The sequence below is a fragment of the Pseudomonas sp. A125 genome (assembly GCF_055409485.1).
On record NZ_JBUZVP010000005.1, the window covers coordinates 59,553 to 71,986 of the forward strand.

Sequence of the window (12,434 nt, forward strand, 5' to 3'; positions counted from 1 at the left end):
CCGCTATCGCAGGCAAGCCAGCTCCCACAGTTGATCTCCATATGGCTTGAATCTGTCAGTGGGTACCGGGGTTGGCTCTTAGGTGAGCGACCCTTCGCTCCAAGCTGTCCCATTGCGGTGCATTGGGTGCGAAGCGCCCGCGTAGGTAGGCGGCCAATTCCGCCACTTGGGTGTTCGACAGGCTGTCCTTGAACGCGGGCATATAACCCAAATCCTTGGTGGCCGGAGTGCTGATGCCTTGCAGGATCACCTTGATCAGGTTGTCCGGTTGATCGCTGTGCACATTGGAATTGGTCGCCAGTGACGGGCTGACGCCGAACAGTGTCGGCCCCTGGCCGTCGGCATGGCAGGCCTTGCACGAGCCTTCGAATACCCGGCGTCCATTGGCATTGGGCAGCGTTGCGGCGGCCACGACTTGCGCTTCGGCGGCGCCGCTGTCATTCAGCGAGGCCAGGTACACCGCCATCGCGCGGATATCGGTCTTGGGCAATTTCGCCAATTCGGTTACGACCGGCCCCATCGGACCGGTCGCTACGCCGTGGGCATCGGAGTAACCGGTGCTCAGATAGGTGAACAACTGATCTTCAGTCCACGGTGTCGGCGCCTTGGACAAACCATTCAAGGCAGGCGCTTCCCAGCCATCCACCATGCCGCCCGCCAGGAACGCCTTGCCGCCCTTCTCCGCCCCCATCAGGTTGCGTGGGGAATGGCACGCTGCGCAGTGCCCCAGGCCATTAACCAGATAAGCGCCGCGATTCCATTGCTCGCTACGCTGGGGCTGTACGGTGATTTCTCCCCGACGCAAAAACAGCGCATTCCACCCGGCCATCAACGGCCGGATATTGAACGGAAAGCTCATCGCATTCGGCACGGGTGCCTGGCTCACTGGCGCCTGTGACATCAGGTAGGCATACAGCGCCTGCATGTCGGCATCGTTGATATTGCGAAACGCGGTATAGGGAAACGCCGGGTACAGGTTGCGACCGTCGCGGCCAATGCCGTCGCGCATCGCCCGCTCGAACGCCGGGTAGGACCAGTTGCCAATCCCGGTCTTCTGATCCGGGGTTATGTTGCTGCTGTACAGCGTGCCGAACGGCGTGTGCATCGCCAGCCCGCCAGCATTGGTGGCGCCGCCCGGCGCGGTGTGGCACACCGCGCAGTCCCCCACGGCGGCCAGCAAACGCCCGCGCTCCAGGGTGGCCTTGGACCAGGTGCCGGCGCTGGGTGGCGCAATCGGGGCGATTTCACTGTGAAACGGCCATGCGGTGGCGGCCATGCCCAGCACCGCGCCAAAGGCTGCGAACAATGAGCCGAACAACCATTTGCGGCGTTTCTGCGGGGACTTTTCCGGCTCGCCCAAGGTGCCCGCATTCAGCGCGGCCAATACGCGCTCGGGGGTGATCGGCAACTCGCGAAAACGAATGCCGGTGGCATCATAGATCGCATTCGCGATTGCCGCTGCGCTGGGTACCGAGGCGGATTCACCGGCGCCCATCGGCGGCTGGTCCTGGCGCGGCATCATCAGCACGTCGATCTGCGGCACCTCCGGGAAGGTCAGGATCGGATAACCGCCCCACTCCTTGCTGGCTACGGTGGACTCTTCAAAGGTCACGCGCTCCTTGAGCACGCGGCTGGTGGACTGGATCACATTGCCATGGATCTGGTGCTGCACACCCGCCGGGTTGATCATCATCCCCGAGTCGTGCCCGATTACTACGCGGGTCACCGAGACGTCACCGGTCTGTTTGTCGATGGCCACGTCCGCCACCCACGCCGCCCACGCCGCGCCGAAGCCGGGGAACTTGCTGTGGATATAGCGCGCGTAGGCAAAGCCCCGGCCCCGCAGCAGGTGGTCTTCGTTAGCGGTTTGCATCGGCGCGGTACGCGGTACCCAGTTGGCGCGTTCGGCGGTGGATTTCACCAGCTCGATGGCACGCTCATCCTTCAGGTAACGCAGGCGGTATTCCACCGGATCGACGCCGGCGGCGAAGGCCAGTTCGTCAATATAGGATTCATGGGCGAAGGTGTTGGGCAACGCCGACACACCGCGCATCCACGAGGCGCGCACGATCGGCGCCATGTCGTTGATGGTGACGCGCATGTTCTCAATGTCGTAGGGCGGGATCGACGTGCGGTCGCCCATCTCGAACATCGCCGCCACCGGCTCGACCCGGCCGGTCAGCAGCAGCGCCAGGGTGGGTGCACCGTTGGACGGGTAGCTGGTTTCAAAGTCATAGGCGGCGATGCTGCCATCAGCGTTCAGGCCGCCGTCGACATCCATCAGCTGCGCGGTGCCCTTGGGCTCCCACAAGTGCTCCTGTTCGCGGCTCAGTTGCACCCGCACCGGCTTGCCCACGGCGCGCGACAGCAGCAAGGCGTCAGCGCACACATCGTCGGCGCAGTTGCGGCCGTAGCAGCCGGCAGCTTCCATGCGGATCACGTCGATGGATTCTTCTGCACATTCCAGTAGCCAGGCCAGGTCTGCCCGCAGCAGGTGCGGGTTCTGGCTGCCGGACCAGACCCGGCTCACCCCAGGCTGATAATCCGCCACGCCGCAGGACGGGCCAATGGAGCCGTGCATCTGGTACGGCCACAGGTACGTGCGGGGCATGCGCTGGCTGGCGGCGGCCAGCGCTTCATCGACGTTACCTTGGTCGAGCACGGTTCGGCGTACCCGTGGGTTGTCGCGAATCGCTTGCTCGACATCGCTCATGTCCGGCAGGTTGTTGTTCCAGGGCTTCCAGTGGACGATCAACTCCTGGGCGGCCTTGATCGCCTGTTCCTCGCGCAATGCGACCACGCCAACAAAATCACGGATCACCACCACGGCGACAATTCCCGGGATATGGGCAATGGAGGCCTCGTCGACCTTCAGCAGGCTGTTGCCAACGAAGTCGCCGCAGTCCAGGCCCGCATACGGCGGACGGATCACCCGGCCATGGAGCATGTCCGGCACGCGCATGTCGTGCACGTACGTCAGCTCGCCGGTAGCCTTGCCCGGGATATCCACTCGGGCGGCACCTTTGCCCACCAGGCGGTAATCGGCGGTGGCTTTGAGCGGTGCGTCGCCGCTGATGTGCAGCTCGTCATGTTCGCCAACCACCAGTTCGCCATAAGTGGTGGTGCGTCCGTCTTCGGCGCTAATGATGCCTGCGTCGACCTTGAGCTCCTGTACCGCGACAGACCAGCGTTGCGCGGCCCGCGCCAGCAGGAAACGCCGCGCTTCGGCAGCGGCATTGCGCAGCGGGATTGCGGAAATCTGCAAGGTCGCACTGGCAATGGTCGCGCCCTGGTTGGGCACGCGCTCGGTGTCGCCGAGCACCATGCGTACCTGCTCCATCGTCAGGTCCAGTTCCTCGGCGACGATCTGCGCCAGTGAGGTGCGAATACCGGTGCCCAGGTCCACGTGCCCGTTGAAGGCGTACACCAACCCGTCATCGTTCACCGCAATAAACAGCCCCAGTTCCTTGGGCTTGACCGTCGGTGTGCCGCCCTTGGCCACCGGCCCCGAAGGTGGCAGCACGTCGTCGACAATCAACAGGACGCCGGCCTTGGCCAGCCATTGGTCGCGGGAAGGGATTGTGTCGTTCATGGTCATCGATCCACGTTCAAGGCGTTTGGCGGGCGGCACGCAGCACCGCGCGGAGGATTTCGATATGGGTGCCGCAGCGGCACAGGTTGCCCGACAGTTCGCTGCGCACCTGGGCTTCGCTGGGGTTTGGATTGCGGTCTAGCAAGGCCTTGGCGGTCATGATCATGCCGTTCAGGCAGTAGCCGCACTGGGCGGCCTGCTCGTCGATAAAGGCCTGTTGCACCGGGTGCGGGGTTTGGCGGGTGCCGAGGCCTTCGAGGGTGACGATGTCGCGGCCCACGGCGCCCGACAGGGGGAAGACGCAGGAGCGTGCGGCCACGCCATCGATGATCACCGTGCAGGCGCCGCACTCCCCCAGGCCGCAACCGTATTTGGGGCCGTTGAGTTGCAGGTCATTGCGCAGGATGAGCAATAGCGGGGTGTCGGCCATTGCGCTGACTTGCGTGGTGTGGCCGTTGACCTCAAGCGTTACCGTGATGTGCTGGCTGATCATTCGCTTCGCCCATGGCTTTGGTGAAGTGCCCACTACATTAAATAGTCAAAAAAAAGCGTCGCGCACCTGGGGTCTCGCGACACACTTGACTGGTGAAGTGGTTACTACATCAATGCACAGCAAAAACGGTGCCAGCCCGTCAGGCAAATGCCATTTACGTAGCAGCTGTCGAGCCTTGGCGAGGCTGCGTGGGCGCGATGCGGGGTGTGCATGGCTCGCTATAGAGGTGCGGCCGACGCAGCCTCGCTGGGGCTCGACAGCTGCTACGGGGGGGGGGCTTCAGGTGGTTTGGGGGTCGTCGATCATTTTGCGTAGCAGGAATAGCACGGCGACGCGTTCGGCAGGGTTGAGGTTGCTCAGGGTCAGTTCGGTGATGGTCGCGGCGCAGGGTACGGTTTGCTGCACTAGGGCGGCGCCGGAGTCGGACAGGTTGACCACGACTTTGCGCTTGTCCTGGGGGTCGGGCTCCAGGGTGATCAGTTCGCGGGCCTTGAGGCGTTCGACGATGCCGCGGATGGTCGCCTGGTCGACGGCGGTGGCCTTGACCAGTTCGGTCAGCGAACTTGCACCGTGATCGCGCAGGGCGCACAGGGTGACGAACTGGACGGCGGTGAGCTGGGAGTCGCCGACGTTCTGCTGGAAGATTGCCAGGTGGCGCTGGTAGGCCTTGCGCAGAAGGTGGCCGACTTGTTCGGAGAAAACATAGGAATCAGGCACGGCGGGCTCGCGGAGACGGTGGGCGATGGGGTGGCATGATGGCGGGGTTGTGGGTTGGACTCAAGCATCAGCCACTGAAGGAATCAAATCGAATGTGGGAGCTGGCTTGCCTGCGATTGCGGTGGATCAGCCAGCTCTCTGTTGGCTGACACTCCGCTATCGCAGGCAAGCCAGCTCCTACAGGGGATTTTTAGCGGGCCAGGGAGGCTTGGGGGGCTACGACGTCGCCGGCGATGACGACGGCTTGGTCGTCGAGGTAGACATCGCAATTGCGTAGCGGGATGTCCATATGGCACGGCGTTTTGCGGGTGCCGCCGACCTCGGTGTTCGGGCCGGTGGAGAACAGGAAGTTGCCGTAGAACGCCCGGGCGTCCATGCACATGCCGTCGTTTTTGTCGTGCAGGCCCATGGCTGTCCATTGCGCCCGTGGCTGCAGGCCCCAGCCGATGTGGGAGATGCCGTATACCTCGGGGTCGTTGAAGTACTTCATGTACTCGCGCAGGTATTCGGCTTCGAAACCGCCGTGGATGTTGGTGATGAAGCCCTTCTCGATCTCCAGGGTGATTTTTTCCCGGGTGTAGGTCTTGAAGGGCAGCAGGATGTCGCCGATATCCAGCACCAGCACGCCTTCGGCGGTTTCTTCGTTTGGCCAGGAGAACAGGAAGCCGCTCGGCCAGTGATCCCAGCGCCCCGGTTCGTCGGCAAAGCCGTATTCGGTGACTGACGGGTATTGCCCCAATGCTGCACGAAAATCACTGCCGGCGCGGGATTTGACGTGGATCGAACGGGCCTTTTTCAACAGCTCTTCGGCCGCCAGTACGCGCACCTTGTCTTCTTCGGTCGGCAGCATGCGCGCCAGTACTTCCGGGGGCTCCACCGCCAGCAGGATGCGCGTGCCGGTCTTGAGGATCTGCTCCTGCTCCGGCGAGTGCAGCAGCATCATGGTGTCGACAATCAGGTCGGCCGCCTCCAGTGCCCGCTGGGCCGCGATATTGCCGGTCAACGCGGTGTCACCGCAGTAGGCCGTCATGTCATTGCCCATCGCCCGGGGATGGTTGAACGACGGCAATTCCACCGCGTACACCTTGGCCCCCAGGCGCTGGGCAGCGTCCATCGCGGCACGCACGGTGCGTGGGTCGGAGTAGTGGCTCTTGAGCACGGCGACGCTCTGGGTCGGATCGACCTTCGAGAGCTTCAACACGTGTTCAAACATCTGGGTCAGTTCGCAATCACTTACCGGCATTTCCTGTCTCCTCAGCTGCTGCACCAAGATCTGGCAGTGCGCTTCACTCTAGTGCGTTTTTATAGCGTATACGCCAATTAATCACGATAAGAACTGATTTCATGACGGACTGCAAGCGCCACGCCAAAACGTTACTAATCCACACACGCCCAGTGAAATATAGCGAAATACAGTGACAGGGGATCGATACGGCCAAAATGATAATTTTTCAGGTGCAGGCTTTTCATTTGAAAAAATGAGCGTATACACTTTAAAAACCTTGCGGACAGACGCCGCCGGCCATCATTCGAAAAAGAGGACCACGCCCCATGGGAAGCACACAAAAAATAGCAATCGTCGGCGCCGGCCTTGGCGGTGCCGCCGCTGCCACCCTGTTGCAACAGGCGGGGTTCGACGTGGACATCTTTGAACAGGCACCGGAATTTTCCCGCCTGGGCGCCGGGATCCACATGGGGCCCAACATCATGAAAATCTTCCGGCGCATGGGCATTGAAAAGCAACTGGACCTGATGGGCTCGCACCCCGAGCACTGGTTCAGCCGCGACGGTGAAACCGGCGACTACCTGTCACGCATCCCCCTGACCGGCTACGGCGCGTCCTACATCACCGTGCACCGTGGCGACCTGCATGCGTTGCAGATGTCGACCCTCAAGCCCGGCACCCTGCACTTCAACAAGCGCCTGGAAACCCTCGAAGAAACCGACACCCAGGTGCGCCTGACCTTCGCCGACGGTGAAGTGACCTACGCCGACATCGTGATCGGTGCCGACGGCATCAACTCGCGTATCCGTGAAGAACTGCTGGGCGCCGAAAAACCCCTGTACAGCGGCTGGGTCGCCCACCGTGCATTGATCCGTGGCGATCAACTGGCCATGTACGACCTGAAGTTCGAGGACTGCATCAAGTGGTGGACCGAGGACCGGCACATGATGGTCTACTACACCACCGGCAAGCGCGACGAGTACTACTACGTCACCGGCGTGCCGCACCCGGAATGGGACTTCCAGGGCGCCTTCGTCGACAGCAGCCGCGAAGAGATGTTCGACGCCTTCAAGGGCTACCACCCCACCGTCCAGGCACTGATCGAATCCACCGAAAGCGTGACCAAATGGCCGCTGCGCAACCGCAACCCGCTGCCGTTGTGGAGCCGTGGCCGCCTGGTATTGCTGGGCGATGCCTGCCACCCGATGAAACCGCACATGGCCCAGGGCGCCGGCATGGCCATCGAAGACGCCGCGATGCTCACCCGCTGCCTGCAGGAAACCGGCATCAGCGACTACCGCACCGCGTTCGAGCTGTATGAAGCCAACCGCAAGGAGCGCGCTTCCCGGGTCCAGGCCGTGTCCAACGCCAACACCTGGCTGCGCACCCAGGAAGATCCGGACTGGGTCTACGGCTATGACCTCTACGCCCAACAGTTGAAATCGGGGGTGGCGGCGTGAGCAGCTTTCTCTACGGCGGCAACGTGCAGGCCAACGGCATTCGCCAGCATTACCTGCGTTATGGCGGCAAGGGCCCGGCGCTGATCCTGATTCCCGGCATCACCAGCCCGGCGATTACCTGGGGGTTCGTCGCCGAGCGCCTGGGCCTGCATTTCGATACTTATGTGCTGGACGTGCGCGGTCGCGGCCTGTCGTCCACCGGCCCGGAACTGGATTACAGCGCCGACACCTGCGCCGATGATATCGGTGCCTTTGCCGACGCTCTCAAGCTCGACAGTTATCACCTGGTCGGCCATTCCATGGGCGCGCGGTTTGCCGTGCGCAGTGCCGTGCGGCATCCGCAGGGCGTCGACCGCGTGGTGTTAATCGACCCACCAGTGTCTGGCCCAGGGCGCCGCGAATACCCGAGCAAACTGCCGTGGTACGTCGATTCGATTCGCCAGTCGCTGGTGGGTATGGACGCCGAGGCAATGCGCGCCTTCTGCCCTACCTGGACCGACGAACAACTGCAACTACGCGCCGAATGGCTGCATACCTGCTACGAGCCGGCGATCGTGCGCGCGTTCAACGACTTCCATACCGTCGACTTCCATCAGGACCTGCCGCACCTGAGGGCACCTGCCCTGTTAATTGTTGCCGGACGCGGCGGCGTTATTCAGCCCGAAGATGTCGCGCAAGTCCGGCAGTTACAGCCAAGCCTGCAGGTCGCCCACGTGCCGAATGCCGGACACATGATCCCCTGGGACGACCTTGAAGGCTTTTTCGCAGCCTTCGGCGACTTCCTCGGCCAGCCCCTGACTGCATAACGGAGACCACCATGCTCAAGCCTTACCGCATCGGCCAGATCGTGCCGAGCTCCAACACCACCATGGAAACCGAGATCCCGGCGATGCTCAACGCACGCCAGGCGATCCGCCCCGAACGCTTCACCTTTCACTCCAGCCGCATGCGCATGAAGCAAGTGCGCAAGGAAGAACTGGCCGCGATGGACGGCGAGTCCGACCGCTGCGCCATCGAACTGTCCGACGCCAAGGTCGACGTGCTGGGTTACGCCTGCCTGGTGGCGATCATGGCCATGGGGTTGGGTTATCACCGCAACTCCGAACAACGCCTGCGCAAGGCCACCGCCGACAACGACGCCAACGCCCCGGTGATCACCAGTGCCGGCGCGTTGATCGAAGGCCTGAAAGTCATGGGTGCCAAACGCATCGCCATTGTCGCTCCGTACATGAAACCGCTGACCGAGCTGGTGGTGAACTACATCCGCGAAGAAGGCTTTGAAGTCGTGGACTGGCGCGCCCTGGAGATCCCCGACAACCTCGAAGTGGCCCGCCACGACCCGGCCAACCTGCCGGCCATCGTCGCCGGGATGAACCTGGAAGGTGTCGACGTGATCGTGCTGTCGGCCTGCGTGCAAATGCAGTCGCTGCCGGTGGTCGCCAAGGTTGAAGCGCAAACCGGCCTGCCGGTGCTCACCGCCGCCATCGCCACCACCTACGCCATGCTCAAGGCCCTGGACCTGGAACCCATCGTCCCCGGCGCCGGCGCCCTACTCTCCGGCGCCTACTAAAAACGCTTTTGTGGCGAGGGAGCTTGCTCCCGCTGGGGTGCGAAGCGCCCCCAAAAAAAACAGGCCTGCTACGCAGTCCAGCGGGAGCAAGCTCCCTCGCCACAGGGTACGTGCACTGTCCATTACCGAGGACTGAAAGATGACCGAACAATCTGCCGACGCCAACTACCAGGGCGTCTGGGGCAACCGAATCGGCTTCGGCAAGAAATCTGCCCTGCTGATGATCGACTTCATGCAGGGCTATACCACCGAAGGCGCGCCGCTGTTTGCCCCCGAAGTGCAAATCGCCGTCGCCGAAAGCGTCGGGTTGCTGGCCTGCGCCAGACGCCACGGGATCACCGTGGTACACACCAATATCCGCTACCATCCCGGCCATTTCGCCGATGGCGGAATGTGGGTAAAAAAGGCCCCGGTGATGAAAGACATGGTCGAAGGCAACCCCATGGCAGCCTTCTGCAGTGAAGTCCTGCCCTTGGCGAACGAAGTAGTGATCACCAAGCAATACGCCAGCGCGTTTTTTGGCAGCAGTCTGGCCCCGATGCTGCACGCCCAAGGCATCGACACCGTGGTGCTCGCCGGCTGTTCCACCAGCGGCTGCATCCGGGCTACCGCAGTCGATGCAGTGCAACATGGCTTTCGTACCATCGTCGTGCGCGAATGCGTCGGCGACCGCCACCCGGCGCCCCATGAAGCCAACTTGTTTGATATCGACAGCAAGTACGGCGACGTGGTCAGCAAGCAGGAAGCGATGAGCAAGTTCAAGGAGCAATAAGGCTTCATTAAGAACCGCGCCACAGAGCGCGGTCTTGCACCCTTCTGTCACTGCCTTTGGAAGTCGCTTGCACAGCACTCCGAAGTGCTGGAAAAAGCGGCCGTATAAAAACCATAAGTCACCGCCAGGAGACACCCCAATGCCCATTGCGAATGCAGCGCCCGCGACCACCGTCGCCGACCCCGTCCACACGCTTTACCACAAGATCACCTGGAAGCTGATTCCGTTCCTGTGTTTCTGCTACTTGGCCGCTTACCTGGACCGTATCAATATCGGCTTCGCCAAACTGCAGATGCTCGACCAGTTGCACTTCAGCGAAACCGCGTTCGGCCTCGGCGCCGGGCTGTTTTTTGTCGGCTATATCATCTTTGAAGTGCCGAGCAACCTGATCCTGGAAAGGGTCGGCGCGAAGATCTGGATCGCCCGCATCATGATCACCTGGGGCCTGCTTTCGGCGTGCACCATGCTGGTCACCTCCACCACCCAGTTCTACATTTTGCGGTTCCTGCTGGGCGCCGCCGAGGCCGGGTTCCTGCCGGGCGTGCTGTATTACCTGACCACCTGGTTTCCCACCCATCGCCGGGGGCGCATCATCGCGTTGTTCATGATCGGCCTGCCGCTGTCCAGCGTGATCGGCGGCCCGTTGTCCGGCTGGATCATGGGCCACTTCGACAACATGGGCGGCCTGCGCGGCTGGCAATGGTTGTTCCTGATCGAGGCGGTGCCCAGCGTACTGCTCGGTATCTGGACCTTCTGGGCGCTGCCCAACTCCTACCAGCAAGCCAAATGGCTGTCGCCGGAAGAAAAGACCCTGCTGCAAAGCGAACTGCGCAAGGACGACGCCGACGGCGCCGACAGCAAGCACAGCTTCCGTGACGGTTTCTTCAACCTCAAGGTGTGGATGCTCGGCGGGATCGACTTCTCGATCCTCCTCAGCGCCTACGCCATGGGCTTCTGGATGCCGACGTTCATCCGCAACGCGGGCATCACCGACACCTTCCACATCGGCATCCTCACCGCGTTGCCCAGCGTGGCCGCCCTGCTGGGCATGCTGCTGATCGGCGCCAGTTCCGACAAACACCGCGAACGCCGGTGGCACATCATCGTGCCGTTTTTCATCGGCGCAGCGGCGATGGCCACCAGCACCTTCTTCACCCATAACGTGGTCGCCACCGTGGCCCTGTTTGCGATTGCCTCGGCGGCGATCATCGGTGCGGTGCCGGTGTTTTTCAGCCTGCCGGCGACCTTTCTCAAAGGTACTGCCGCGGCCACCGGTTTTGCCCTGGCCTGCTCACTGGCGAACATCGCAGGCCTGGTGAGCAACTCGTTGATGGGGGTTGCGATTGACGTCACAGGCAGCAGTGCCGGGGCCTTGTGGTTTTTCGCCGGCTGCCTGATTCTCAGCAGCTTCCTGGTCATCGCCTTGCCGGCAAAACTGGTGAACCGTTAATAACAACAATTGCTGGGGTAAATCTGCATGCAAGGTCTCATCAAGCGCTGTGCCCTGCTTGTCGCCATCGGCCTGTGTGCCGGTACGGCGCAGGCCGCAGAAAAGGTCATCTTCGACACCGACTTCAACGTACTCAACGATGACGGCCAGGCCTTTATCATGCTCGCCCAGTTGCATGCGCAAAAACGCATCGACCTGCTGGGCATGACCCTGGTCAGCGGTAACGCCTGGGTCGACCAGGAACAGGTAGACGCCCTCAAGGCGGTGGAACGCATGGGCGTGGAAAAGCAAGTCGGCGTGTATTCCGGCGCCGCCTACCCGCTGCTGCATGACTACGCCACCTATGAGGCGGAAAAAACCCTGTTCGGTTCCGGCTGGCCAGGCGCATTCAAGAACCCGCGCCCAACGAACGTATCACAGCTGGTTGCACCGCCGGACGGCCTGGCGACCCACACCACGCTGCGCAAGGAAACCGCCGCCCAGTTCATTGTCGACAGCGTACGGGCCAACCCCCATGAGGTAACGATTCTTGCAGTAGGCCCGCTGACCAACATTGCCCTGGCGATTCGGTCGGCGCCAGACATCGTGCCGCTGATCAAGCGCATCGTGTACATGGGTGGTGCGTTGGAGATTCCGGGCAATACCACGCCGGCGGCGGAGTTCAACTGGTGGTTCGACCCGGAGGCCGCAAAAATCGTATTGCGCTCGCCGATCGAACACGTGATTTTCCCCAACGACGTGTGTGAGAAAGTCACCTTCGACAAGTCGGTGTACCAGCGGGTGATCGCCCATAAAGGCGCGATTGCCGACCTGTACAAGCACGAGTTCGGGCCACTGTTCGACAAGGACCCGGGCTATCACAGCTTCACCTGGGACAGCCTGCCGGCGCTGTTTCTGGTAAGCCCCGAGATCGTCACCGAATCACGCGAATTGTGGGTAGACGTAGACGCTACCTTCGGCGCCGATTACGGCCGGGCCTTGGGCTACAAGAAAGGCGCGCCGGTGGGCACGCAGAAGGCTAAGGTCGTGTTTGCCGTGGACCAGAAGAAGTTCTGGGACGGCTACGTGAACCTGGTCACCCTGCCAACGCCGGTCAACATCTTGCGCTGACTACGCAGGAACCTTGGGGGCTGTGGTTTAATTGCGCGCTTTGCC

General features: G+C 62.2%; 10 protein-coding genes. 6 read left to right on the plus strand and 4 right to left on the minus strand.

The genetic code is table 11. The annotated features are described in order from the left end of the window. Window positions 1–55 precede the first annotated feature (55 nt). The 4 genes from ACZRN6_RS08590 to ACZRN6_RS08605 all read right to left on the minus strand — a co-directional run bounded on the left by ACZRN6_RS08590 (window position 56) and on the right by ACZRN6_RS08605 (window position 6,045). A complete protein-coding gene (locus ACZRN6_RS08590) occupies window positions 56–3,592 on the minus strand; it encodes a molybdopterin cofactor-binding domain-containing protein (RefSeq protein WP_464007705.1) in 3,537 nt (1,178 codons plus the stop codon). Between the two features lie 16 nt (window positions 3,593–3,608). Then, entirely contained in the window at window positions 3,609–4,085 is a 477-nt protein-coding gene (locus ACZRN6_RS08595) for a (2Fe-2S)-binding protein (RefSeq protein WP_322145391.1), read from the minus strand. A gap of 279 nt (window positions 4,086–4,364) precedes the next feature. Next, entirely contained in the window at window positions 4,365–4,802 is a 438-nt protein-coding gene (locus tag ACZRN6_RS08600) for a MarR family winged helix-turn-helix transcriptional regulator (RefSeq protein ID WP_464007706.1), read from the minus strand. A gap of 190 nt (window positions 4,803–4,992) precedes the next feature. Then, a complete protein-coding gene (locus ACZRN6_RS08605) occupies window positions 4,993–6,045 on the minus strand; it encodes a 2,5-dihydroxypyridine 5,6-dioxygenase (protein WP_464007707.1) in 1,053 nt (350 codons plus the stop codon). A 308-nt stretch (window positions 6,046–6,353) separates the two neighbouring features. Here ACZRN6_RS08605 and ACZRN6_RS08610 point away from each other — a divergent pair, with 308 nt between their 5' ends. From ACZRN6_RS08610 to ACZRN6_RS08635, 6 genes are all read left to right on the plus strand, one after another. Beyond that, window positions 6,354–7,487 carry an FAD-dependent monooxygenase gene (locus tag ACZRN6_RS08610; protein ID WP_464007708.1) on the plus strand — a complete coding sequence of 378 codons (1,134 nt, stop codon included), beginning with the start codon at window positions 6,354–6,356 and terminating at the stop codon, window positions 7,485–7,487. After that, window positions 7,484–8,293 carry an alpha/beta fold hydrolase gene (locus ACZRN6_RS08615; RefSeq protein WP_464007709.1) on the plus strand — a complete coding sequence of 270 codons (810 nt, stop codon included), beginning with the start codon at window positions 7,484–7,486 and terminating at the stop codon, window positions 8,291–8,293. The genes ACZRN6_RS08610 and ACZRN6_RS08615 overlap by 4 nt, the downstream gene beginning before the upstream one ends. A gap of 11 nt (window positions 8,294–8,304) precedes the next feature. Beyond that, a complete protein-coding gene (locus ACZRN6_RS08620) occupies window positions 8,305–9,057 on the plus strand; it encodes a maleate cis-trans isomerase family protein (protein ID WP_167664216.1) in 753 nt (250 codons plus the stop codon). A 139-nt stretch (window positions 9,058–9,196) separates the two neighbouring features. Continuing rightward, window positions 9,197–9,829, plus strand: coding sequence for an N-carbamoylsarcosine amidohydrolase (locus ACZRN6_RS08625; RefSeq protein WP_322145395.1), 633 nt, complete (start codon window positions 9,197–9,199; stop codon window positions 9,827–9,829). A 139-nt stretch (window positions 9,830–9,968) separates the two neighbouring features. Continuing rightward, on the plus strand, window positions 9,969–11,279 hold the full coding sequence (locus ACZRN6_RS08630) for an MFS transporter (protein ID WP_322145396.1): 1,311 nt from the start codon (window positions 9,969–9,971) through the stop codon (window positions 11,277–11,279). 27 nt (window positions 11,280–11,306) lie between these two features. Continuing rightward, window positions 11,307–12,389 carry a nucleoside hydrolase gene (locus ACZRN6_RS08635; protein ID WP_322145397.1) on the plus strand — a complete coding sequence of 361 codons (1,083 nt, stop codon included), beginning with the start codon at window positions 11,307–11,309 and terminating at the stop codon, window positions 12,387–12,389. The last annotated feature ends 45 nt before the right edge of the window (window positions 12,390–12,434 follow it).